The sequence below is a fragment of the Nostoc sp. 2RC genome, from assembly GCF_014222165.1.
In the GTDB taxonomy this organism is placed as follows: domain Bacteria; phylum Cyanobacteriota; class Cyanobacteriia; order Cyanobacteriales; family Nostocaceae; genus Nostoc; species Nostoc linckia.
Genome location: NZ_JACKZU010000089.1, coordinates 1 through 23,796, shown reverse-complemented (window position 1 = coordinate 23,796; position 23,796 = coordinate 1). Strand labels below are relative to the sequence as shown.

Sequence of the window (23,796 nt, the reverse complement as noted above, 5' to 3'; positions counted from 1 at the left end):
AGTATGAACTTCCCTTGTGGTCTGGGAAAAGGTTAAGGGGTAAGGGGATTTGGATGTATTTGAAACCTTTCCCCTTTCCCCTTTCCCCTTTCCCCTTTACCCTTTACCCTTTACCCTTTCCCCGAAGCATATTGCCCTAATTCCAATCCTGTTCTTCTTTCTTGCCGCGACTTTTATATATACCGCCCATCTCGTGCAGTTGACGAGTTTTTTCAAAAAGTTGGGCTTCGGTTAAACCCCACTGCTGCAAGACTCGATCTAAATCTTTTTGAATGTCTCTCGCCCCTGGAAAACCTTGATAGCGAATTCGCAATCTAGCTAATTCTGCCAAATTATAGTCTGTCGCTTGTTGAGCGAGTAAGATATCAATAAGGGGACGATCGCGATTATAAAGAGGGTGCTGTTGATCTTTACCGCCCGTTGGTTCACTCATCGTAATTCCTGAATGATAAGTTGGGAGTTGGGAGTTAGTAGTTAGGAGTTGGGAGTTAGGAGTTGGGAGTTAGGAGTTGGGAGTTAGGAGTTGGGAGTGCTGAGTCTTAGTTTTTAAGTTTAGCCAAGAGTACAGGAGCAGAAAACGCAAAAAAAATCATCTTCTGCACTGAAAAATTAGTTGTAAAATTGAGAACTCCTTACTACTCCTAACTCCTCACTCCTAACTCCCAACTCCCAACTCCAAACTCCTCACTCCTCACTCCTCACTCCTCACTGAATCATTAGACGGCAACTACACCTGGGGTCTTACGGCTCTCACCACTGCCAGTCAATTTTAAATAAAGTTACATTAGTCCATAAGAAAATACAAAAATCTTTAGATGAGGGTGAATTTTATATCACCCAAAGTCGAAGCAGCAAGGGAGCAAGAACCCGCTATGTTTGAACACTTCACTTCCGAAGCCATTAGAGTAATTATGCTAGCTCAGGAGGAGGCCCGTCGCCTGGGACACAACTTCGTAGGAACTGAACAAATTCTCCTGGGTTTGATGGGAGAAGGAACTGGGGTTGCTGCTAAAGTGCTGGCTGAATTAGGTGTTACTCTTAAAGACGCACGCCGCGAGGTAGAAAAAATTATTGGTAGGGGTTCTGGCTTTGTACCACCAGAAATTCCTTTTACTCCCAAGGTGAAAAGCCTCTTTGAGCAATCGTTTAAAGAAGCTCATAGTTTGGGACAGAATTACATTAATACTGAACACTTACTCTTGGGATTGACTGAGGCAGGTGAAGGTGTTGCCGCTAAAGTGTTGCAGAATCTAGGAGTTGATTTCAAGACTGTCCGCAGCGCGATTATTCGCCGTTTGGGTGAAAATGCCCCAGCCTTTGCTGGTGGTAGTGGTAATCAAAAACGTACCACTACCCTAACTATGGAGGAATTTGGCAGAAATTTGACCAAATTAGCCCAAGCAGGTCAACTCGACCCTGTAGTCGGTCGCGAGAAGGAAATTGAACGTGCTGTGCAAATTCTCGGTCGCCGCACTAAGAATAACCCTGTGTTGATTGGTGAACCAGGAGTTGGTAAAACTGCGATCGCTGAGGGTTTAGCTCAACGTATTATTAATCAAGATGTGCCGGAATCGTTACAAGATAAGCAAGTTATCAGCCTGGATATGGGGTTATTAGTGGCTGGAACTCGTTTCCGTGGCGATTTTGAAGAACGAATCAAAAAGGTCGTGGAAGAAGTCCGTTCTGTGGGCAATATCATCTTGGTGATTGACGAAATTCATACCTTGGTGGGGGCTGGTGGTACAGAAGGCGGTTTGGATGCAGCTAATATCCTCAAACCCGCTTTAGCACGGGGCGAACTCCAGTGTATCGGCGCAACCACCCTCGATGAATATCGCAAGCACATCGAACGCGATGCCGCCCTAGAGCGTCGTTTCCAACCGATTATGGTGGGAGAACCTTCAGTAGAGGAAACCATACAAATTTTGTACGGCTTGCGCGGCGCTTACGAACAACACCACAAAGTCACAATTTCTGACGCCGCAGTGGTAGCAGCAGCCAAGTTGTCAGACCGCTATATTAGCGATCGCTTTTTGCCTGATAAAGCAATAGACTTAATTGATGAAGCTGGCTCCCGCGTCCGCCTGCGGAATTCTCAAAGTTCTACCAATAAAGAACTCAAACGCGAACTCGCTAACGTTACCAAAACTAAAGAAGCAGCTGTCAAAGCTCAAGATTTTGACAAAGCCGGACAACTGCGCGACCAAGAATTGCAACTCACAGCCCAATTGCAAGCTGAGTTATCAGAAAATGAGCAAATTGTCAACGCGGCCATTGTTGACGAAGAAGACATCGCTCAAATTGTGGCTTCTTGGACTGGCGTACCAGTCAATAAACTGACTGAATCTGAATCAGAGTTGCTGCTGCACTTAGAAGACACCCTGCACCAACGGCTTATCGGCCAAGAGCAAGCAGTCACAGCCGTATCTCGCGCCATCCGTCGCGCCCGTGTCGGCTTAAAAAATCCCAATCGTCCCATCGCTAGCTTTATCTTTTCTGGCCCCACTGGCGTTGGGAAAACAGAGTTAGCTAAAGCCTTGGCTGCTTATTTCTTTGGTTCGGAAGAAGCGATGGTTCGCTTGGATATGTCCGAATACATGGAAAGCCACACCGTCTCCAAATTAATTGGTTCGCCTCCTGGTTATGTAGGATACGACGAAGGCGGGCAGTTAACTGAATTAGTACGGCGCAAACCATACACAGTGTTGCTTTTCGACGAAATCGAAAAAGGCCACCCCGATGTATTCAATATGCTGCTGCAAATCTTGGATGACGGTCAACTGACTGATGCCAAAGGTCGAAAAGTGGACTTCAAAAACACCTTGATTATTTTGACCTCTAACATCGGTTCCAAGGTGATTGAAAAAGGCGGTAGTGGCTTAGGCTTTGAATTTGATACCGAAGCAAACGCCAGTTACAACCGCATCCGCAACTTGGTGAATGAAGAACTCAAAGCTTACTTCCGTCCTGAGTTCCTCAACCGTCTCGATGAAATTATTGTCTTCACCCAGCTTTCTAAGGATGAAGTCAAGCAAATCGCCGACATTATGCTCCGTGATGTTGCTAACCGCTTAACAGAAAAAGGAATTACTTTAGAAGTTAGCGATCGCTTCAAAGAGCGTGTGGTACAAGAAGGCTATAATCCTAGCTATGGTGCTAGACCATTACGTCGGGCAATTATGCGCCTGTTGGAAGATTCTCTGGCTGAAGCACTGTTGTCTGGTGAAATTGTAGATGGAGACACAGCGATGGTTGATGTTGATGATGACTCTCAAGTAAGAGTCAAAAAATCAACCAAAAGAGAATTGCTATTGGCAAATGTTGGCTAATATTTATACCTAATCACTTTTTGCGGTAATATTTTAGGAACACTCAAGCCTATTGGTTAGGCAGAGAAACAGGGGCATCTCAGACAAACATCAAGTGAAATGGTATTATACTTTCCCCCTCTGGTAGAAATACCAGAGGCTTTTTTTTAGCTATGAAATACAGTGTTTCTCAGAATAACTAAGTCGGCATGAAAAAAACAAACTATATTAAGAAATATTAAAGGAGAAAGGGGAAAGGGGAAAGGGACTCATGTTTCAAATACATCGAAATCCCCTTACCCCTTAACCTTTTCCCAAACCACAAGGGAAGTTCATACTGCTTATCCGAACCGTATTGAAAGTGGGGAGATTAAAATTTTAAATTCCATATGACTTACGCAACTGGCATATTATTTTTAGTTCGTAGTGAGGACTAAAGTCCTCACTACGAACTAAATATCAGTGAGGACTTTAGTCCTCATTTTGAGGGCTGAAGCCCTCACTACAAACTAAATATCTTAATTTTTTGTGACACTTGCGTAAGTCCTATTCCAAAGACGCGATTTATCGCGTCTGTTGCTTTAACCGAACAGTATTGAATTTTCTCCCACGTAAATACCTAATGCCCGTGCTGTTTGTACTAAGAAATGATTGGGATTTACAAGACATGGACTAGAAGCCAAAACTGTTTCTAAAGGAACTGCTATAACTTGTCCATTTTGCCAAGCTACCATTTGTGCAGATTGCCCATTAGCTAATAAATCTACGGCGGCTTTCCCAAAAGCTGTTGCGATTAAACGGTCTGAAGCTGAGGGAATTCCACCTCGTTGGATGTGTCCTAAAACGGAAACCCGAATGTCAATTTGATGGTTAGCGCAAGAGCAAAGCTCATCACCAATGTATTGACCGATACCGCAGGATGGCTTTTGAGAGGATGGCTCTTTAGATGAATCAGCAGCTATTTGAACGCCTTCTGCCACAACTATAATTGCAAATCTGCGTCCCCAGCGATCGCGTAATTCTGCTAAATGTTCGCACACACCTTGAATGGTGTAGGATATTTCTGGTATTAAAATTGCATCTGCGCCCCCTGCAATGCCAGATTGTAGTGCTAAGTGACCTGCTGTGCGTCCCATAACTTCCACAATCATTACGCGATCGTGACTGGCTGCTGTAAATGTCAAACGATTTAAAGCATCAACTATTGTATTCACCGCAGTATCAAACCCAATTACTTTTTCTGTACTGCTGACATCACAATCAATAGTTTTGGGAATGGCAACAAAGTTCCAGTTTCCTTGCTTTTGCAGTTGGTTGAGAATAGCTAAACTGCCATCTCCACCAATACCAATTAAAGCATCTAATTCTAAAGCATGGTAGCCAGCAACAATCTCTTCCACATGAGCTAGAGTGTCTCCTTTGTTGATGCTACCCAGAATTGTACCTCCCATATTTAGCAAGGGGTCAATACCACGTAGGTCTAAACCATGTATGCTCAGAGGAATTGCCTTTCTCTCTAAAAGCCCTCTGGTGGCATAAGGAATACCCACTACCTGCCAGTTATAGGTAAGGGTAGCATGACTAACAACCGCCCGAATTACAGCATTCAGTCCGGGACAATCTCCACCACTAGTCAGAATGCCAAGTCGTTTTTGCATGGCCAATGAATTTGAGATTTTGGATTTAAGATTTTATATTGTTAAATTAATCCCACAGATGAATCTGGGGGTCAGGGAATTGCAAAAAATAGTTGTTGACTGTTGAGTATTGAGTGTGAACCATCAACGTTCAACAGTCGATTTTTTCAAAAATCAAATAGGATTCCTGTAGTTAACTAACTTTATGTTTATATTTAAGCCAAAAATTTGAGGAAGCTGTGAGGATCTCACTTTTGCTAATAAAGCTTTTCTATTTTGCTGTAGCAATCCGATTTCAGTTGTGAATAATATCGGTGTTAACAATCAACAACCCTAACACGTAATATTTCACAAATTATTTGGGATTGCTATAGTTGATACCAAATTCCGATAAGTAGTCACGATCTCAAATCAAAAATTGATTGATTGTCTTCACAAGTTTCTCAAATTGTTCTTTTATCATCTTAACTGCGAGACGTAGAACATCCTGAAGTTCTCAAAAAGGCTCAAAAAAATGAATTTAGCATCTGCTGTGAAAACTCAGAATACAGCAAAAGATAAGCGCTTTAAAATGCTAGATGCAACTATCAAACGCTACCAGTATCAACAGGATGCACTGATTGAAATATTGCATAAAGCACAAGAACTTTTTGGTTTTTTAGAAAACGATGTATTAATTTACATTGCTCACAATCTGAAACTGCCACCTAGTCGAGTTTATGGTGTTGCTACCTTTTACCATTTGTTTTCCCTTGCACCCAGTGGTGTACATACCTGTGTGGTGTGTACGGGGACGGCTTGTTACGTCAAGGGCGCTCAAGCTATCCTGACAAATCTGGAAAAAATAATCCATATCCACCCTGGTGAAACCACGGCAGATAATCAAATTTCACTGCTGACAGCAAGGTGTTTGGGTGCTTGTGGAATTGCACCTGCTGTGGTATTTGATAAAACCGTTTTAGGCAATCAAACAGCGGAATCAGTTGGCAATCGCATCAAAGGATGGTTGCAAGATGGATCTATCAGAGTTAATTGAAATTGCCCAAAAAGAACGTGCTTCTGAAAAACCCGTACAAATTCGCTGTTGTGTTGCTGCTGGTTGTTTGTCTGCAAATTCACAAGCCGTCAAAGAACGTCTAGAAGAAACTGTAACGGCAAAAAATTTAACGGCAAAAGTGGAAGTTCGCGGTGTTGGCTGTATGCGTTTGTGTTGTCAAGGGCCATTAGTCGAAGTCAGGAGTCAGGAGGAGTCTCAGCAATTTCCACAAAAAAAATTGTATGAAAAAGTAACGCCTGATGATGCACCTTCAATTGTTACTGCTGTGAATGGGGAAGAGACAACAGTTAAACAGGGGGATTTAAGTCATCCATTTTTTACATATCAAATGCCGATTGTTTTAGAAAACAGTGGCAAAGTCGATCCAGAACGCATTCAATCTTACATTGCCGCCCAAGGTTATCGATCGCTTTACCATGTCTTGCGGGAGATGACAGCCAATGAAGTGGTGGATACCATTACCCGCAGTGGTTTACGAGGACGTGGTGGTGCTGGTTATCCCACGGGTTTGAAATGGGCAACGGTGGCGAAAGCACAAGGAGAACGCAAATTTGTCATCTGTAACGCCGATGAAGGAGATCCCGGTGCGTTTATGGATCGCAGCGTCCTAGAAAGCGATCCCCATCGCGTTTTAGAAGGAATGGCGATCGCTGCCTATGCCGTAGGCGCAAATCAAGGCTACATCTACATCCGGGCAGAATATCCTGTTGCTATCAATCGCCTGCAAACTGCAATTCGCCAAGCCCAACGTCTGGGGATTTTGGGTACTCAAATTTTTGATTCTCGCTTTGATTTTAAAATTGATATTCGTATCGGTGCTGGCGCTTATGTTTGTGGTGAAGAAACTGCTTTAATGGCTTCCATTGAAGGTAAACGCGGTACACCTCATCCCCGCCCGCCTTATCCGGCCGAGTCTGGTTTATGGGGTTATCCTACTTTAATTAATAATGTTGAAACCTACGCCAATGTTGCACCAATTATCCGTAAAGGTGCTGAATGGTTCGCCAGTATTGGCACGGAAAAAAGCAAAGGTACAAAGGTTTTTGCCTTGGCAGGTAAAATCTGCAACACGGGTTTAATTGAAGTACCAATGGGAACTTCATTAAAGAAAATTGTAGAAGCAATGGGTGGTGGCGTGCCAGATAATGGTGTAGTCAAAGCCGTGCAAACTGGTGGCCCTTCCGGAGGATGTATTCCCGCATCAGCTTTTGAGAGCATAGTGGATTATGAATCACTGACTCAACTCGGCTCAATGATGGGTTCCGGTGGCATGATTGTCATGGATGAAACCACCAACATGGTGGATCTCGCCCGCTTTTTTATGGAATTTTGCATGGATGAATCTTGCGGTAAATGTATTCCCTGTCGGGTAGGAACGGTGCAGTTACATAAATTGTTAACCAAAATTAGTCAAGGTAAAGCATCCTTAGCTGACTTGGAACTGTTAGAAGAATTATGCGATATGGTGAAAAACACCAGCTTGTGCGGTCTTGGTCAATCTGCACCAAATCCAGTATTTAGTACCTTGCGTTATTTCCGCGATGAATATTTGGCCCTATGCGCTATTCCTGACCTCAACAAATAATCTCGCTGCGTAAGTCCTGATAAAACAGTTAATTTCCCCTACTCCCTATTTTCAAGACAGTCAAATGTTAACCAAGATTTTCCTTTATTTTGGTGCATTGCTGGGCATCGCCTTCATAATTTTAGCCATCGTCCAGCTAAAAAACGAACAACAAGTTGATAGGATTTGGCGATCGCTCCCAGGAATTCCAACAGGCGATCGTTTTACAAAGGATATGGTTGCAGAATTACCTCCCCCCGTACAACGCTATTTTTTGCATAGTATTGCACCGGGAACTTCTCTTGCTTCCTCTGTGTGCTTGGAAATGAGTGGTAGTTTTCGGATGGTGCAGGATCAACCGTGGATACCAATGCGGGCAAAACAAATTACTTCAGTATTGAAAGGATTTGTTTGGAAAGCAGTTATTGATAATGGTTGGTTCAAATTTATGGGGGCTGATTACTATGCAAATAAGTGTGGTGGAATGTGCTTTTCCCTTTGGGGACTGATTCCTTTAGTAAATGCTCGCAGTTCTGATATTACCCGCTCTAGTATTGGACGATTTGCAGGGGAATTTTTCTGGCTACCATCTGCTTTGTTACCTCAACACAACGTAAATTGGAAAGCAATTGATGAAAGAACAATCCAAGCTAATTTCAAAATTGATGGTGAACGAATAATTTTAACATTAATTATAGATGTTGATGGCAAACTATTAAAGCTTTTTTTTCCCCGTTGGGGACAACACATCAGTGATGGTAGTTATAGTTATATTCCCTTTGGGGGAGAATTCACAGAAGAAAGGACATTTAGCGGATTTACAATTCCCTCCCAACTTGTTGCAGGCTGGTGGTTTGGCACAGACAATTATTCAGAGTTTTTTCGAGCAAAAATTGAGCGAGCTGAGTTTTATTAAATGATTGATATATTTTCAATTTATAGGAGTCTGACTCAATCAAATATGAGTTTTATAAAATCCACAATCATCTGAGGTGAAAATGGCAGTCAAAACTTTAACAGTTAATCAACAATTAATTAGCGCTCGTGAGGAGGAAACTATTCTCAAAGCAGCGCAAGATGCAGGAATTCACATTCCGACTTTGTGTCATTTAGAAGGAGTTGGAGATGTGGGAGCATGTCGGCTTTGTTTGGTGGAAATTGTTGGTACTCATAAACTCAAACCTGCTTGTGTGACAAAAGTTGCTGAGGGTATGGAAGTCGAAACAAACAGCGATCGCCTGCAAAAATATCGCCGCACAATTATCGAAATGCTATTTGCAGAAGGTAATCATATTTGCTCGGTGTGCGTCGCCAATGGAAATTGCGAATTGCAAGATTTGGCAATTGAAATGGGTATGGATCGGGTGCGGTTGGATTATCAATATCCCAATCGCAAAGTTGATGTTTCTCACCATCGCTTTGGCATTGACCATAACCGTTGTGTTCTTTGCACTCGTTGTGTGCGTGTTTGTGACGAAATCGAAGGAGCGCACACTTGGGATATGGCGGGGAGGGGGGGAAAATTCCATGTCATTACCCATTTAAATCAACCTTGGGGAACCTCAGATACTTGTACTTCCTGCGGTAAATGTGTTAACGCTTGTCCCACAGGTGCGATTTTTTACCAAGGTTCTAGCGTTGGTGAAATGAAACGCGATCGCGCCAAACTTGATTTTTTGGTAACAGCCAGGGAAAAACAGCAATGGCTCGTTTAGTTGGCCATGAAAAATTAGCACAAGGAGGTAAAACTCATGTTACGCCGCATTTTAAAAATCTTTTGGTGGCTTTTTTTGCTGGCAATCTTAACAATATATATATACCTGAGTTTAGCTAGCTTCACATCTCAAGAGTTAATGGCTGCTGTGATTAAATTAGAAGAAACACCAAAAGAAATAGTTTATCGTTCACAACAAAAATTAAGCGATAAATTAGGACATTCTTGGCAGGTTGTTTTGTTTAAGCGAATTAATTCTAATAATAATGAAATATCTGCCATTAATCTCCGATTAGTGGGATTTCCTGGTTCTCAAGAAATTCCCCATCCTTTACCATTAAAAATTACCACTGATACAGGTAAAGTATTGACCGCTCCCGATATTTTTATAGATGAAGCACCAGCACCAACCATCGGTCAATATGATTTTAAAGATGTTTTATCTCAATTGCCAACTCAAGATTTATTAATTGGTATACCTGTAGGTAAACAAAATTTCATCAATCTTGCGATTCCCAAACAAATTGTCCAGGAATGGCAAGAAGTTGCACAAAAATCTTGAATTTTAATATCCAATGACTAGTTTAAAATTTGCGACGGTTTGGTTAGGCGGCTGTTCTGGCTGTCACATGTCTTTTCTGGATTTAGATGAGTGGCTGATTGATTTAGCACAACAAGTGGATTTAGTTTTTAGTCCTTTTGCTGATGTTAAAGAATACCCCCAAGGAGTGGATGTAGTATTAGTTGAGGGTGCAGTTGCTAATAATGAACATCTGGAAATGATTCAGATTGTCAGGGAGCGATCGCACATACTTGTTTCTTTTGGTGATTGTGCTGTTACTGGTAATGTTACTGCTTTACGCAATCCTTTAGGTGGTGCGGAAATAGTTTTGCAACGTTGTTACATTGAAGCAGCAGATATTCACAATTCAATTCCCCATGAACCCGGTATTGTACCAACTTTATTAGACAGAGTGATACCAGTACATAAAGTAGTACCAGTTGATGTCTATTTACCAGGGTGTCCGCCTAATGCAACTCAGATAAAAGCAGTATTAGAATCACTGTTGAAAGGAGAAAAACCACTGCTAGCAGGACGTGAATTTATCAAGTTTGGTTAACTTCACAAGTTACTCAAATTCTCGATCTAAGGTAAAAGGGACTGAGTAAGGTAACTCCAAAAAATAAATTATCAAACACAATTCAGGAGTCAGTCGTCAGAATTCAGTTGGTATTTTGTACGACTGGCGGATAGCGTTCGCTTTAGCGTCTTTATTCTGAATTCTGAATTCTGTATTCTGTATTCTTCTTCAATGAGAAAACTTGTTCTCACCAGTTCCTAATCCTTAATCCCAAAATTATGTTATGGCAGTTAATTATCGAGAAAGAATCATCTCTCTTTGGACAGTATTTCTATTAGGAACACTGTTTCATACACAACTTGGTTTAATGCCACTTTTTCACGGCTTATCTGTTGTCGAATCTCAAAAAGCTCAAAATATCAACGATATTTCTGGAATTATGTGGTTGATGTTGGGCTTTTTTGCAATTCCAATGCTAGGAATTATTACCACTGCTTTTACTGATTCCAAGCGTTATCGAATGATTCATTTTGGTGTTACCATTTTTTACACTATTATGAATTTATTACATCTGATTTTAGATTTATTTGTCCAGCCAGTTCTTTGGTATCAAATAGCCTTGATGGTGTTTTTATTGATTGTCGGTTTATTACTAAACATTACTGCTTTTCAATGGATGCGACTACATAATACAGCGCATAAATCACCAAAACACCTAGAAGGTTCACTTTTTTAGCTTTTATAGAAACCATATTGAATTGGGTGAAAAATTCACCTTACATATTTTAGTGTAGGTATCATGGAAAATTTAGAAAACATGATGTTGAAAGCATCTGATATTATGACTAAAGATGTTGCCACGATTCGCAGTTCAGCAACGGTGGCTGAAGCAGTTAGACTGTTAAAAGCAAGAGATTGGAAAGCGCTGATTGTAGAGCGTCGCCACGAACAAGATGCTTACGGCATTATTACTGAAAGCGATATTGTTTATCAGGTAATTGCTTATGGCAAAGACCCCTCTAAGGTACGTGTTTATGAAATCATGACTAAGCCTTGTATTGTTGTCAATCCTGACCTTGGCTTAGAATATGTAGCACGATTATTTGCTGACCATAACTTACAAAGAGCGCCTGTTATTCAAGGTGAATTAATCGGTATTATTTCTCTAGCGGATATTTTAGCTAATAGTAAATTTCTGGAACAGCCCCACACCATCCTGCTAGAACAACAACTCCAAGACGAAATTAAAAAAGCTCGTGCTGTTTGCGCTCAAAAAGGCATTCATTCAGAAGAATGTGCTGCTGCTTGGGATGTTATTGAAGAATTACAAGCAGAAATAGCACATCAGCGATCGCAAAAAGTTATGAAAACGGCTTTTGAAGAATATTGCGATGAATATCCAGAAGCCAAAGCAATTTATAACAGTTAGTTAACGTAGTGGTTAAATTCAACGATATATCAGGAAATATTTAATTATGACCACAGATTTAGCAAATTCAAAAAAGCAAAGAATTTTATCTGAAACATTAGCAAGTTTTCAGTTAGTAGATGGCAAAATTGGTGAAATATCATTAATTAATGGAACGCTATACGTTCATTTTAAAACTGATGATGAAAAAGACTTGACCCTTGTGTTTAAAGATGTGGCTGGAGTTGAAATGTTCAATATCCAAAATGCCGAACTGAACAAATGGACAGTTAGTTTCAACGATCCTTTCAGGGAAAGAGTGAGAAAATTATCAGAAAAACATACTGAAAATCTTGTATGTTATGCTTTTTGGTCGCCTTGGCTAGAAGAACCACTAATGCGTATTTTAGCTAGCGATTTTCAGATAAAAATTTAATCATTAGAAGATAGGAAGTAGAAGTTAAACTTTGTCTAACTTGAAAGCCGTAGTTTATTAGCAAAGTTTTGAGATTGCTTCCTTCATGGCAATGACACAACAGAATAATTGCATTTAAAGTTGTTAACCGTCAACCGTCAACAATCATCGAATATTTTTTGAATTAAAAGCCCCTTCAGCAATTTCAGCTAGACAGCAAAATCATAATGAAAAAAGTAATTATCGATCCAGTTAGCCGCATTGAAGGACATGCCAAAATTAGTATTTATCTCGACGATACAGGACAAGTAAGTGATGCTCGTTTTCATGTCACAGAATTTCGGGGATTTGAGAAATTTTGTGAAGGTCGTCCCCTCTGGGAAATGCCAGGAATTACGGCGCGAATTTGTGGAATTTGTCCGGTGAGTCATTTATTGGCATCAGCAAAGGCTGGCGATCGCATTCTTGCTGTTACAATTCCTAAAGCAGCCGAAAAACTGCGCCGTTTAATGAACTTGGGTCAAATTATTCAATCCCATGCTTTGAGTTTCTTCCACCTCAGCGCCCCAGATTTATTATTAGGAATGGATAGCGATCCTAAAGAACGCAACGTATTTGGTTTAATTGCAGCCGAACCAGAACTAGCACGAGGCGGTATTCGCCTGCGTCAATTTGGACAGGAAATTATTGAACAATTGGGAGGGCGAAAAATACATCCATCATGGGCTGTTCCTGGTGGTGTCCGCGAACCTTTATCGATGGAAGGACGCACCCATATTCAAAATCGTATTCCAGAAGCACGCGCTATCATTTTAGATGCACTGGGTAGATTTAAAAATTTACTCCAAGATTATGAAAAAGAAATACAAACCTTCGGTAATTTTCCGACTTTGTTTATGGGATTAGTTACTTCTCAAGGTTTGTGGGAAAACTACGACGGACACATTCGTTTTGTAGATAGCGCTGGCAATATTATTGCCGATAAACTCGATGCAACTAATTATCAAGAATTTATTGGTGAAGCAGTTCAACCAGATTCTTATTTAAAATCTCCTTATTATCGCCCTTTTGGTTATCCAGACCAAAGTGACTATTGTCGTTTAGATAGTGGTATTTATCGAGTAGGGCCGCTAGCACGTTTAAATATTTGCAGTCATATTGGTACGCCCTTAGCTGATGCAGAATTGAGAGAATTTCGAGATAGAGGTAAAGGCACAGTCACCTCATCATTTTTCTATCATTATGCCCGCTTAATTGAAATTTTAGCTTGCATTGAACGCATAGAAATAATGATGGATGACCCAGATTTATTACTTGGGCAGAGCGTAGCCGCAGCCTCAAATCGACTGCGGGCTAATGCTGGCATTAATCAATTAGAAGCTGTGGGAGTAAGTGAAGCCCCACGCGGTACATTATTTCACCATTACCAAGTAGATGAAAATGGCTTAATTCTAAAAGTTAATTTAGTAATTGCCACAGGTCAAAATAATCTGGCAATGAATCGCACAGTGGCGCAAATTGCCCGCTATTTTATTCACGGTCACCAAATTCCTGAAGGTATTTTAAACCGAGTTGAAGCAGGAATCAGAGCATTTGACCCTTGTTTGAGTTGTTCGACTCATGCCGCAGGTCAAATGCCTTTACATATTCAATTAATTACCACAGATGGAAATATTGTAAATGAAATTTGGCGATAATAATTTCTGAATTCTGAATTCTGACTCCTGAATTCTGAATTCTGAATTCTCATTTCAAAAGTTCTCTGATAACATTTAACCTTCATTCTTCTGTAATTTGCATTTCAAAATGCAAATCTACCGGAGGCGATAATGCCTCTTGGCACAATGACAGAAGTATGAAAGCGTGAACACAAAACTCCTCATTTCTCCTCAAGAACTCACGTCGCTATTAGCAGAAAATTCATTAAAAACTGTTCTCATCGATACGCGAAGTCCAGAAGAGTATGCTATTGCTCATATTCCGCAATCGATAAATATTAGAGATTTTTTCACATATCTTTTAGAGAATTCCTCCCCAGCAGGTTTAAAGGAATTGCAAGAATATTTTGCAGAAATTATGAGCAGGGTAGGAATATCTGGTACAGAACATTTAATTGTTTATGAAGATGCTTTAAATAGAGGTTACGGTCAATCTTGTAGAGCAGCTTTTTTACTAAAGTATTTGGGTTGTCCTCAAGTATCTATTTTACACGGAGGATATAAAGCATGGCTCAAGGCAGGATTACCCACTACCGATGAAGTCCCCAAGGGTGAAAGCAGTATATTTAGATTACATCCCAACGCTGACATAATGGTGACTACTGGCGAAATGTTGCAAGCAATTGACAATCCAGCAATTATTAAATTAGATGTACGCGATCGCGATGAATGGATTGGGTTAAGTTCTTCTCCCTACAATCCTGATTTTTGTCCCCGCAAAGGTAGAATCCCTAATGCTGTATGGTTAGAATGGCATCGTTTAATGAATTCTGATTCAGAGATTCCCACATTTCGATCGCCAGCCGAAATCCAAGAAATTTGTCAATCAATCGGTATTACTTCTGAGTCTATTGTATATATTTACTGCTTTAAAGGTTCCAGAGCCGCTAATACATTAATAGCCTTAGAACAAGCAGGAATTTCTGCTAAAAATTATTTTGGCTCTTGGAATGAATGGTCTCGTGATTTTTCCCTACCCATTGATAGTACAGTTATCAGCGTGTAGGCTTCAGATAACGAGCATACACTTTTGAACGCTACAATTGCTTGTTTTTTAGATACTGATTCAAGGTGCATTTGCTCAGGGCGATCGCAAACTCGGTTTGCACGCGAGTATCTAAACTTACCTGAGGTTCTTTTGATAATATTATAATATTATTGTTGACATGATGTAGGCACTTTTGTGAACAATGCAATATGTGAACACTATTTTTACTTTAACTGAAAATAATTCTGGATTTGATAATGATAAAATTTGCTTTTTATAGACCTTCTTTATTAGCTTATGCATCATCTATTTTGTTATTAGGTTTTTCGTTGCCATTAGTTGCACAAATACCAACTTCTAATGTCTCTACCGAATGCCAAACGATTATGCCAAAACAACTGAATAGCATAGACGACTTTATAGCTATGGGGCACTTTCAAGAAGACTGCAAAAAAGACTCACTCGCTGCGGTTTCTTCTTTTACTAAAGCAATTCAGTTAAATCCTAAAGCTGAAAAAGCCTACTATCATCGTGCCAATGCTTACTATAACCTTGGGAATTATCAAGCAGCAGTAGCAGACCATAGCGAAGTGATTAGGCAAAATAGAGGTAGATTCGGTTTTAGCAGTCCCGCATACTGGAACAGGGCAAGGGCTTATGAAAAGTTAGGCGAAAAGTACAACGCAATTGCTGATTGGACTCAAGTAATTAGTGAAAGTTCTTCTTCTGCTGAGGCATACTCTTTCAGAGGAAATATGTATCGAGATTTAGGAAATAAACAAAGAGCGATCGCAGATTATAAAAGAGCAGAATACCTCTTACAGCAATATTTAAGTGGAGTTTTCGGAAGTGCTTTACAAGATCCTATGTATCAGGAAATGCTGGAGAAAGTCAGAATTGAATTATCACAACTAAATTCCTAACCAAAATAGGCGATCGCAAAAATTTACCTCCCTTAAAATAAAAGCATCGCCATTTACATTATTACAAATTAAACAAAAATGGTTTGACATTTGAAATCATACGCTCTAGCTCAGTTTGATTGTGTTTTAGAAGATGATGCCCCCATAATTCATTTGTCTTATCCGAGCAATCTTTTGCGAGGGCTTTTCCGATACTTTCAAAATCTTTTCTAATGTCTCTCTTTAAACTTTCTGGTTCAGATAACACTCCAATTACGAACACTCTATCAATTAGATCGCTTGGAATTTGACTCTGTGCATAACTCAATCTATCTTCACTCTCATCAAAATCAATCAGCAAAACAATCATTCTTTGTGGATATTGTCGCATTGTAGCGGCATAATCATTCGTGAATCTCTCCAAAACAATTTTCCAACCCCCAGCAGGTGGCAGGATTTGAATAGCACGATTGTTAAGGTTTTGATTGAGAATAAATCCGTTTGCAATCTGCCGATTGGCATCATCTTCGGGCAAAACAAAAACGTGCGGTTGATACTTATTTATGCTCATATTTCTATATCACCACGAATCAAGGCATCTACAAGATCGCCTTGAACAGATATGTCACCGAGCAGTCTGATTAAAGTTGGTTCTAAGTGGTTTTTTCGATGGAGAACAAAGGTATTTTCATCTGAAAATTTCAGGATGGCTTCAGGATTATGAGATGTAACTAAAATTTGACCACTATCCTTAAATGAGCGTCGCAGTGATGTGACAAAATGACCAACCTCTGATAACGAGAGATAGTTGTCAGGTTCATCCCAGAAGCAAAAAAGCGGCCCATAGAATTTGTTAGCGGCTAAAACAACAGCGCAAAGAAAAAAGCATTTTTCGCCGTCAGATAAGTCTTTAAAATCAATACTCAGATTTGTCTTATTTGCTTCAAATCGAACAATCATATTTTTAGAGTCTTTGCCAATCTGTTCATTCAGAAAATCTTGAATGTCAGGCATAATTTCTCGGAGATATTTGTCAACTTGTGTGTAAGCCGCAGGATAACGACTAAGTAACCCAGAAATCCACTCGCCGAAGTTTGAACCGTCTGGCTTTGGCTCCAAAGTTTCACCGTTAGATTCTCCAGTCATCAAGGTTGGGATCGGCGATAAAATAATCGTGCGACCAAGCCAAGTCTTGAAAATACGAAGTGGGTCGGTTTCTGATTGCTCCTGAATTATTGGAAGAGCAACAAGATGCCAATCTACAAGAAACTGAGCCTCACGATTTTGTGAACTGTTATGAAGAGTGACTTGAGCTTCTTTTCGAGAGTAGATTGGATCTCCTGAAACTAACAGTTGTTCTTCAAAAACTCGAAGCTCTTTAAATTTTTCTGGCAACTCTAAGGCCAGAACATACTTGTATAATTTATCGTCAAGTAATACTTCTATTTCAAACCGGATCGGCACATCAGACCTTCCACGAGCAAAATATTTTGGGCTAATAAGGTTAAGATTTTCAAGTTCGCGCATTCTATTGATGCCGCGACTAATCTTTTGAAGCACCTCTAATGCAATCGCAATAGTTGATTTACCTGCACCGTTTTTTCCAATCAAGAGAGCAGATGACATCCCCTTTATGGATAGTTCAAAGTTCTCTAAGCATCTGAAGTTGTGTATATACAGTCTTTGGAGCATAGGAAAAAAATTCCAATAAGTGGAAAGTGAAAGAACTTTTCGATCTGTCTAAGTAGTCAATAAATATTAGCAAGAGTTTCCAGCAAATTCGGGTGTTTTGCCGATAGATAGGGGTATTAGCCATATATTAGACTACATTTACTTTCATCACAAATGTCAATCATTTGAGAAAATTCTGATAAATACTTCAAACCTGTTCTATTTCCTCACAAGTTCTTCAAGTTTTTTGCATAACTTGAAACTGGTGTTAGACAGCGAAAAATTATGAATTTTAATGTAATAGCCATTGGTTACGGTAATGAGTTGCGTAGTGATGATGGTATTGGTCAACGAGTAGCTAAAGCTTTGCAGCTATCAAACGTAAAATCTTTTGCTGTGCATCAACTTACCCCCGAATTTACCGAAAATTTAGCTTATGCTGATTTGGCAATTTTTATCGATGCTTATTTCGCTTCCCAAAGTTACGAAATTCAAGTAGAACCACTTTCACCCGCATTTTCCAATATTATCGCTGGACATCTGGGGGATCCATCATCGCTTTTAGCTTTAACTCAAGCAATTTACGGTTATTGTCCCCGGTCTTGGTGGATCAAAGTACCAGGGGTAAACTTTGAATTAGGACAGAGTTTATCATCCATTGGGGAAACTGGAGTGGCGATCGCTTTACAAAAAATTACACAAATTGTAGAGGAAAATGTGAGCGTAGTTTTTTAAAATTTCCCTGAACGTTTACCTGAAACACCAACTCATGCACAAGCCTACCCAATCACCCATCGAACACGCCTATGATATTTTGCGAACCGAGAAACTCAATCCTCTCGATGCTATCTTTGCTCCCAAAAGTGTTGCGGTTATTGGTGCTAGCGAAAAGGCTGATAGTGTTGGACGCACTTTGTTATGGAACTTAATTAGTAATCCTTTTGGTGGAATAATTTTTCCTGTAAATCCTAAGCGCCACAGCATCCTGGGAATTAAAGCCTACCCGACTATCTTTGATGTTCCGGAACGAGTTGATTTAGCAGTTATCGCCACCCCAGCACCAACAGTCCCCGATATTATCAGTCAATGCATAGATGCAGGTGTTAAAGGTGCAATTATCCTCAGTGCTGGTTTTAAAGAAGCTGGTGCAGAAGGTGTAGCTTTGGAACGGCAAATACTTGAGCAAGCACATCGTAGCAAAATGCGGATTATCGGCCCCAACTGCTTGGGGGTGATGAGTCCCCGCACGGGTTTAAATGCGACTTTTGCCAGTACAATGGCGCGTCCGGGAAATGTCGGCTTTATCAGTCAAAGTGGAGCGCTTTGTACTGCTATTCTAGATTGGAGTTTTCGGGAAAACGTTGGTTTTAGCGCCTTTGTTTCCCTTGGTTCAATGCTGGATGTGGGTTGGGGAGATTTAATTTACTACCTTGGTGATGACCCGCAGACAAAAAGTATTGTAATTTACATGGAGTCAATTGGCAATGCGCGATCGTTTCTTTCAGCAGCGCGGGAAGTTGCTTTAACTAAGCCGATTATTGTCATTAAAGCAGGACGCACCGCCGCCGCAGCCAAAGCCGCAGCTTCCCACACAGGCGCACTTACAGGTAGTGATGAGATTCTGGATGCAGCTTTCCGGCGTTGCGGGGTGTTGCGCGTCAACAGCATCTCTGACTTGTTCGATATGGCGGAGGTACTAGCAAAACAACCCCGCCCCCAAGGGTCACGCCTGACAATTGTTACTAATGCAGGCGGCCCTGGAGTTTTGGCTACTGATGCTTTAATTGCTGCTGGTGGAGAAGTTGCACCAATTTCTCAAGAAACTATCGCATCTTTGAATGAAATACTACCCACACATTGGAGTCACGGTAACCCTATTGATATTCTCGGCGATGCCGACCCCCAAAGATATACCAAAGCCTTAGAAATTGCTGCCAAAGATCCAAATAGTGATGGCTTATTGGTAATTCTGACTCCCCAAGCAATGACAGACCCCACCCAAACCGCCGAACAATTGAAACCCTACGCAAAGATAGCAGGTAAACCCATCCTTGCTAGTTGGATGGGAGGAGCAGACATCGCCGCAGGTGAGATGATTCTCAACCGTCACCATATCCCCACATATCCTTACCCTGATACTGCGGCTCGGATGTTTAGTTACATGTGGCAGTCTAGTTATAATTTGCGTGGTATCTATGAAACCCCCATAATGCCTGAATTTGATTCTGTATCGGGTATTCCAGACCGTAACTGTGTACAAAAAATTATCCAAACAGCACGTCAGGCACAACGGACTATTCTTACAGAATTTGAATCCAAGCAAATTTTAGCAGCTTATGGAATTCCGGTGGTTACCACTTGCATTGCAAAAAATGAAGATGAAGCGGTGCAATGTGCAGAAAAAATTGGTTATCCAGTGGTTTTAAAGTTGTTTTCCGAGGTAATTACTCATAAAACTGATGTTGGCGGCGTGCAATTAAATCTCAAAGATGCTGATGCTGTAAGACATGCGTACCGCGCTATTGAATCGTGTTTACGAGAGAAATTGCAACACGACCCTGATTATTTAGACGCCATAAATCGCGTCTCCACAGGATTGTTTTTGGGGGTGACGGTGCAGCCAATGGTCAAAATGACTGGCTATGAACTAATTATTGGTAGTAGTTTGGATGTACAGTTTGGGCCAGTGTTGCTGTTTGGCGCAGGAGGACAGCTCGTTGAGGTTTTTCAAGATCGGGCGATCGCACTTCCACCCCTGAATACGACTTTAGCACGGCGGATGATGGAGCAAACACAAATTTACAAGGCGCTTCAAGGAGTCCGGGGACGCAAAAGTGTTGATTTAGCTGCTCTTGAACAATTAATGGTGGTATTTAGTCAATTAGTTGTGGAACAGCGTTGGATTAAGGAAATCGACATTAACCCGTTGCTGGCTTCATCTGAACAATTAATAGCTGTGGATGCTCGAATTATTCTTCACGAATCAAATGTTAAACAAAGCGAACTACCAAAGTTAGCCATTCGACCTTATCCTACACAATATGTCAGTGAATGGACGATGAAAAATGGCACTGCTGTTACCATTCGTCCCATTCGTCCAGAAGATGAACCGCTAATGGTGCAATTTCACAACACCCTCTCCCAGGAAAGCGTTTATTTTCGATATTTTCACTTAATTAAACTCCAGTCAAGAGTAACACACGAACGACTCACACGTATCTGTTTTATTGATTATGACCGCGAAATTGCTTTAGTTGTGGAATATCAAAATCCCCAAACGCAGACACGGGAAATATTAGCAGTTGGTAGGTTAAGTAAAATACATGGTACAAATGAAGCGGAATTTGCTATTGTAGTGAGCGATCGCTGTCAATGCCAAGGTATAGGAACCGAGTTATTACAAAGGTTACTGCAAGTTAGTCGAGATGAACAGCTAAATACAATTACTGCTGATATTTTGGTTGATAATTATGGGATGCAAAAAGTTTGTGAAAAACTGGGTTTTCGCATCCAACCCACAGACGATTCTACTGTGGTGAAAGCTCAAATTGATATTGTTACAGGGAATGGGCAATAGCAAAATTAACTCTGTTGCCTGTTAAGAGTTCCCTGTTCCCTTCCATTTTGCCTTATTCACTGATTAATCCGGCTTGATGTTAGTTCTATATAAATATGTTCTAATCGTACGGGTTGACGTACGATGGCATTAATCGTAATGCCTTCAAATCGAGAAATAATTTCTTTTAATTCTAGTGGTTCTGGTAACCAAAAAGTTAACTCATCACCATAACGTCGCGGTGTAAAACCGTATTCTTGGGCGCGAGCGATCGCTACTTCTTCTTCTGGAGTTTGCACCACTACAATTTCAGACGTTGGAATTAAGGCGCGTAATTGTGCTAAACTACCTTCAGCTAAAATTTGACCATCTTTTAAAATACCAATTCTCTGACAAAGACGCTCAGCTTCATCTAATAAATGAGTCGTTAATAAAATCGTTACTCCCTGATTTTTCAATTGTCGAATTAGTTCCCAAATTTCATATCGCGCCTCAATATCTAACCCAGTAGTCGGCTCATCAAGAATTAGCAACTGCGGCTGATGTACCAAAGCCACTGCAATATTCAACCGTCGTTGCATTCCACCACTGAGAGTGTCTACAGGATTTTTGGCTCTGTCTAATAAATTTACAGCCGCCAGAGTTGCTTTTATCTGTTGCTGGCGCGTTTTTCGATCTAAACCATAAATATCAGCAAAAAACTTGAGATTTTCCTCACAAGTTAAAGTTTTATAGAGTAAATTTTCTTGGGGGGCAATGCCAATAATTTTTTTGGTTGCTTGAGAAATAGGTTGATTGTTAATTATAACATTACCGCTATCGGGTTTTAGCAAATTACAAATAATATTAATAGTAGTGGTTTTACCTGCTCCATTAGCACCGAGTAAGCCATAAATTTCCCCTGCATCAATATGGAGATTTAAATTTTGTAAAACTTTTCTCAATTTATAAGACTTATTTAAATTTTGGATTTTTAACATAATGTAGCTTCACAACAAAGGAGTCTGTAAAGAATAATTACTAGATAACCTGATTATGTACTCGATAATGATAACTTCTTGAACTTAACATATAAATTAGATTTGATTTCTGCAAGAACAACCTACTCTAAAAGCTGATGTCTAAAAAAATTGCTATTCCGATTTTAAGTATCATGTTTGCAATGCTCGTGCCTCATGTAGTAGCTGCTGAGACTGTGATGGAAAAAGTAGCCAGAACGGGAGTATTAACTGCTGGTACTAGTAGAGATGCGCTACCTTTTGCCTATGTGGATAGTCAAAAAAAGTTAAATGGCTATTCTGTCGATATGCTAACTCTGATTAAAGAGCAATTAGAAAAAAACCTGCGAAAAAAAATTAAACTGGAATTAGTTGGTCTTAGTCCCTCTGAACGGATTCCCAAAATAGTTAATCAACAAGTTGATATTGTATGTGATGCTAGTAGTTTTACATGGGAGCGAGATAAAAAAGTAGACTTTTCTGTAAGCTACGGTGTCACCGGAACCCAATTATTGGTTAATAAAGAAAGTAATCTAGGTTCTGCTGAATCCCTGATTGATAAAAGAATTGGCGTGTTAGCAGGAACCACAAACGAACAGGCGATCGCTCGCGTACAACCGAAAGCCAAACTGGTGTATTTTAAAACCAGGGCAGAAGGATACACAGCTTTACAAAAAGGTACTATTGACGCTTTTTCATCCGATAGCATTATTTTAGAAGGATGGCTGCAACAGCAAAAAAATCCAGATGCTTTTACCATCGTACCCCCTCGCCCCTATTCGCAAGAAGGTATCGCTTGCATGGTACCAGAAAATAACTCGAAATTCTTGGATACAGTCAACTATTCTCTAGTCAAATTTATGCAAGGATTTATCAATGGTAATCCCCGATATGTTGCTATTTTTGACCGTTGGTTTGGGTCTCAAGGCACTGTAGCACTCAATCGTGATTTACGCGATTTGGTAGTGGAAACTATGCGATTAGTTATAGAATTTCGTGAAGAAATTCCCAAAAGCGAACTGTGATATCGCCTGTGGTGGAATTTAAGCTGATGCGCTTTTAAATTGCATAACTCAACTTGTTAGAAAGACGCTCTTACACGGAGAGAAGTCAGAGCGCCGGCTTGCGGCGCTCTGAACTTCGGAGGACACACCAGACACAAAGATGCAATTTGAATGACGATTAGCTTATTCTCCCCGACTTATATCATGTCCGCTTGATTACTTATTAAACCCGAAAAACCCCACCCCTTAATCCCCTCCCCGCAGGCTCTGAGGGGAGACAAAGCGTAGCTTTGGCTCTTTGGGGTGCAATACTGTGGGAATCATAACTAATTATGCGGACATAATATTACTTAAGTAGGACTTACGCAATAACTCTCTCAAACCATTATTCCTTTGTATCCTTCTCTGACGAGACGCTGCGCGAATGCGTCCTTCGCGGTTCGTTTTTCCGTTACCTGTGCGTAAGTCCTATTAAGATTAAAACTCTTGTGCGGTGGGCATCCTGCCATTGGTGTAAATTGAAGCTCAAACGCTTGTCCCACAGCCGTTTTACCCCACCCCTCAATCCCCTCCCCGCTTGCGGGGAGGGGAGGTTTTGCCTTAGCAAAGCCGGGGTGGGGTGACTTGTATTTGTATCATTTATAAAGTGAAATGGTATAAGTTGACACTAATAGCCGAAAAGCCTGCCCTAGTTATGCAAATTAAAAGCATATTATACCGATTCAAAAAATGTTTGCGACAGATACCCCACCCGCCTGACGGCACCCTCCCCAA

Annotated in this window: 21 protein-coding genes; 16 read left to right on the top strand and 5 right to left on the bottom strand. The window is 40.6% G+C overall.

The features are described from left to right. Nucleotides 1–136: 136 nt before the first annotated feature. On the bottom strand, nt 137–433 hold the full coding sequence (locus tag GNE10_RS12815; protein WP_099069397.1) for a DUF3288 family protein: 297 nt from the start codon (nt 431–433) through the stop codon (nt 137–139). A gap of 439 nt (nt 434–872) precedes the next feature. Here GNE10_RS12815 and GNE10_RS12810 point away from each other — a divergent pair, with 439 nt between their 5' ends. Beyond that, entirely contained in the window at nt 873–3,329 is a 2,457-nt protein-coding gene (locus GNE10_RS12810) for an ATP-dependent Clp protease ATP-binding subunit (protein WP_185565505.1), read from the top strand. 560 nt (nt 3,330–3,889) lie between these two features. Here GNE10_RS12810 and GNE10_RS12805 read toward each other — a convergent pair. After that, nucleotides 3,890–4,966 carry an ATP-dependent 6-phosphofructokinase gene (locus GNE10_RS12805; protein WP_185565502.1) on the bottom strand — a complete coding sequence of 359 codons (1,077 nt, stop codon included), beginning with the start codon at nt 4,964–4,966 and terminating at the stop codon, nt 3,890–3,892. Between the two features lie 493 nt (nt 4,967–5,459). Between GNE10_RS12805 and hoxE the strand changes: the two genes are divergently transcribed. The 12 genes from hoxE to GNE10_RS12745 all read left to right on the top strand — a co-directional run bounded on the left by hoxE (nt 5,460) and on the right by GNE10_RS12745 (nt 15,814). Beyond that, nucleotides 5,460–5,981 (top strand): bidirectional hydrogenase complex protein HoxE, encoded by a 522-nt coding sequence (gene hoxE, locus GNE10_RS12800; RefSeq protein WP_185565501.1) that lies wholly within the window; start codon nt 5,460–5,462, stop codon nt 5,979–5,981. After that, entirely contained in the window at nt 5,959–7,587 is a 1,629-nt protein-coding gene (locus tag GNE10_RS12795) for a NuoF family protein (protein ID WP_185565500.1), read from the top strand. The genes hoxE and GNE10_RS12795 overlap by 23 nt, the downstream gene beginning before the upstream one ends. A gap of 64 nt (nt 7,588–7,651) precedes the next feature. Then, nucleotides 7,652–8,482, top strand: coding sequence for a DUF6920 family protein (locus GNE10_RS12790; RefSeq protein ID WP_185565499.1), 831 nt, complete (start codon nt 7,652–7,654; stop codon nt 8,480–8,482). Nucleotides 8,483–8,564: 82 nt separating this feature from the next. Beyond that, nucleotides 8,565–9,281, top strand: a complete 717-nt coding sequence (gene hoxU / locus GNE10_RS12785) for a bidirectional hydrogenase complex protein HoxU (RefSeq protein WP_185565498.1) — start codon at nt 8,565–8,567, stop codon at nt 9,279–9,281. A gap of 36 nt (nt 9,282–9,317) precedes the next feature. Continuing rightward, nucleotides 9,318–9,842, top strand: coding sequence for a DUF3122 domain-containing protein (locus GNE10_RS12780; RefSeq protein ID WP_185565497.1), 525 nt, complete (start codon nt 9,318–9,320; stop codon nt 9,840–9,842). 13 nt (nt 9,843–9,855) lie between these two features. Further along, nucleotides 9,856–10,401 carry an oxidoreductase gene (locus tag GNE10_RS12775; RefSeq protein WP_185565496.1) on the top strand — a complete coding sequence of 182 codons (546 nt, stop codon included), beginning with the start codon at nt 9,856–9,858 and terminating at the stop codon, nt 10,399–10,401. Between the two features lie 244 nt (nt 10,402–10,645). Next, nucleotides 10,646–11,098, top strand: a complete 453-nt coding sequence (locus GNE10_RS12770) for a hypothetical protein (protein WP_185565495.1) — start codon at nt 10,646–10,648, stop codon at nt 11,096–11,098. An 84-nt stretch (nt 11,099–11,182) separates the two neighbouring features. Beyond that, nucleotides 11,183–11,791 (top strand): CP12 domain-containing protein, encoded by a 609-nt coding sequence (locus tag GNE10_RS12765; RefSeq protein ID WP_185565504.1) that lies wholly within the window; start codon nt 11,183–11,185, stop codon nt 11,789–11,791. A 46-nt stretch (nt 11,792–11,837) separates the two neighbouring features. Continuing rightward, nucleotides 11,838–12,206: a hypothetical protein gene (locus tag GNE10_RS12760; protein ID WP_185565494.1), complete on the top strand. Its 369-nt coding sequence runs from the start codon at nt 11,838–11,840 to the stop codon at nt 12,204–12,206. A gap of 206 nt (nt 12,207–12,412) precedes the next feature. Then, nucleotides 12,413–13,882, top strand: coding sequence for a Ni/Fe hydrogenase subunit alpha (locus tag GNE10_RS12755; RefSeq protein ID WP_221642830.1), 1,470 nt, complete (start codon nt 12,413–12,415; stop codon nt 13,880–13,882). A 166-nt stretch (nt 13,883–14,048) separates the two neighbouring features. Then, nucleotides 14,049–14,909 carry a sulfurtransferase gene (locus GNE10_RS12750; RefSeq protein WP_185565493.1) on the top strand — a complete coding sequence of 287 codons (861 nt, stop codon included), beginning with the start codon at nt 14,049–14,051 and terminating at the stop codon, nt 14,907–14,909. 239 nt (nt 14,910–15,148) lie between these two features. Next, a complete protein-coding gene (locus GNE10_RS12745; RefSeq protein ID WP_185565492.1) occupies nt 15,149–15,814 on the top strand; it encodes a tetratricopeptide repeat protein in 666 nt (221 codons plus the stop codon). A 61-nt stretch (nt 15,815–15,875) separates the two neighbouring features. Here GNE10_RS12745 and GNE10_RS12740 read toward each other — a convergent pair whose 3' ends face one another. Together GNE10_RS12740 and GNE10_RS12735 are read right to left on the bottom strand one after the other, a co-directional pair. Further along, complete coding sequence (locus GNE10_RS12740) at nt 15,876–16,364, bottom strand: hypothetical protein (RefSeq protein WP_185565491.1); 489 nt, start codon at nt 16,362–16,364, stop codon at nt 15,876–15,878. After that, nucleotides 16,361–17,485: an AAA family ATPase gene (locus GNE10_RS12735; RefSeq protein ID WP_185565490.1), complete on the bottom strand. Its 1,125-nt coding sequence runs from the start codon at nt 17,483–17,485 to the stop codon at nt 16,361–16,363. The genes GNE10_RS12740 and GNE10_RS12735 overlap by 4 nt, the downstream gene beginning before the upstream one ends. 264 nt (nt 17,486–17,749) lie before the next feature. Between GNE10_RS12735 and GNE10_RS12730 the strand changes: the two genes are divergently transcribed. After that, nucleotides 17,750–18,199 carry a hydrogenase maturation protease gene (locus GNE10_RS12730; RefSeq protein WP_185565489.1) on the top strand — a complete coding sequence of 150 codons (450 nt, stop codon included), beginning with the start codon at nt 17,750–17,752 and terminating at the stop codon, nt 18,197–18,199. A 34-nt stretch (nt 18,200–18,233) separates the two neighbouring features. After that, nucleotides 18,234–21,041, top strand: coding sequence for a bifunctional acetate--CoA ligase family protein/GNAT family N-acetyltransferase (locus GNE10_RS12725; RefSeq protein ID WP_185565488.1), 2,808 nt, complete (start codon nt 18,234–18,236; stop codon nt 21,039–21,041). A gap of 56 nt (nt 21,042–21,097) precedes the next feature. Here GNE10_RS12725 and GNE10_RS12720 read toward each other — a convergent pair whose 3' ends face one another. Then, the gene (locus tag GNE10_RS12720) at nt 21,098–22,000 is read right to left on the bottom strand and encodes an ABC transporter ATP-binding protein (RefSeq protein ID WP_185565487.1); all 903 of its coding nucleotides are present in this window, start codon (nt 21,998–22,000) and stop codon (nt 21,098–21,100) included. Nucleotides 22,001–22,137: 137 nt separating this feature from the next. Between GNE10_RS12720 and GNE10_RS12715 the strand changes: the two genes are divergently transcribed. Further along, the gene (locus tag GNE10_RS12715; RefSeq protein WP_099069381.1) at nt 22,138–23,043 is read left to right on the top strand and encodes an amino acid ABC transporter substrate-binding protein; all 906 of its coding nucleotides are present in this window, start codon (nt 22,138–22,140) and stop codon (nt 23,041–23,043) included. Nucleotides 23,044–23,796 lie beyond the last annotated feature (753 nt).

Excerpts from the sequence above, each read along its gene's own strand:
- GNE10_RS12790 (WP_185565499.1), top strand. The coding sequence starts at position 7,652 with ATGTTAACCAAGATTTTCCTTTATTTTGGTGCATTGCTGGGCATCGCC.
- GNE10_RS12770 (WP_185565495.1), top strand. The coding sequence starts at position 10,646 with ATGGCAGTTAATTATCGAGAAAGAATCATCTCTCTTTGGACAGTATTT.
- GNE10_RS12730 (WP_185565489.1), top strand. The coding sequence starts at position 17,750 with ATGAATTTTAATGTAATAGCCATTGGTTACGGTAATGAGTTGCGTAGT.
- GNE10_RS12805 (WP_185565502.1), bottom strand. The coding sequence starts at position 4,966 with ATGCAAAAACGACTTGGCATTCTGACTAGTGGTGGAGATTGTCCCGGA.
- hoxE (WP_185565501.1), top strand. The coding sequence starts at position 5,460 with ATGAATTTAGCATCTGCTGTGAAAACTCAGAATACAGCAAAAGATAAG.
- GNE10_RS12720 (WP_185565487.1), bottom strand. The coding sequence starts at position 22,000 with ATGTTAAAAATCCAAAATTTAAATAAGTCTTATAAATTGAGAAAAGTT.
- GNE10_RS12755 (WP_221642830.1), top strand. The coding sequence starts at position 12,413 with ATGAAAAAAGTAATTATCGATCCAGTTAGCCGCATTGAAGGACATGCC.
- GNE10_RS12740 (WP_185565491.1), bottom strand. The coding sequence starts at position 16,364 with ATGAGCATAAATAAGTATCAACCGCACGTTTTTGTTTTGCCCGAAGAT.
- GNE10_RS12775 (WP_185565496.1), top strand. The coding sequence starts at position 9,856 with ATGACTAGTTTAAAATTTGCGACGGTTTGGTTAGGCGGCTGTTCTGGC.
- GNE10_RS12745 (WP_185565492.1), top strand. The coding sequence starts at position 15,149 with ATGATAAAATTTGCTTTTTATAGACCTTCTTTATTAGCTTATGCATCA.
- GNE10_RS12815 (WP_099069397.1), bottom strand. The coding sequence starts at position 433 with ATGAGTGAACCAACGGGCGGTAAAGATCAACAGCACCCTCTTTATAAT.
- GNE10_RS12810 (WP_185565505.1), top strand. The coding sequence starts at position 873 with ATGTTTGAACACTTCACTTCCGAAGCCATTAGAGTAATTATGCTAGCT.
- GNE10_RS12760 (WP_185565494.1), top strand. The coding sequence starts at position 11,838 with ATGACCACAGATTTAGCAAATTCAAAAAAGCAAAGAATTTTATCTGAA.
- GNE10_RS12765 (WP_185565504.1), top strand. The coding sequence starts at position 11,183 with ATGTTGAAAGCATCTGATATTATGACTAAAGATGTTGCCACGATTCGC.
- GNE10_RS12715 (WP_099069381.1), top strand. The coding sequence starts at position 22,138 with ATGTCTAAAAAAATTGCTATTCCGATTTTAAGTATCATGTTTGCAATG.
- GNE10_RS12795 (WP_185565500.1), top strand. The coding sequence starts at position 5,959 with ATGGATCTATCAGAGTTAATTGAAATTGCCCAAAAAGAACGTGCTTCT.
- GNE10_RS12780 (WP_185565497.1), top strand. The coding sequence starts at position 9,318 with ATGTTACGCCGCATTTTAAAAATCTTTTGGTGGCTTTTTTTGCTGGCA.
- GNE10_RS12735 (WP_185565490.1), bottom strand. The coding sequence starts at position 17,485 with ATGCTCCAAAGACTGTATATACACAACTTCAGATGCTTAGAGAACTTT.
- hoxU (WP_185565498.1), top strand. The coding sequence starts at position 8,565 with ATGGCAGTCAAAACTTTAACAGTTAATCAACAATTAATTAGCGCTCGT.
- GNE10_RS12725 (WP_185565488.1), top strand. The coding sequence starts at position 18,234 with ATGCACAAGCCTACCCAATCACCCATCGAACACGCCTATGATATTTTG.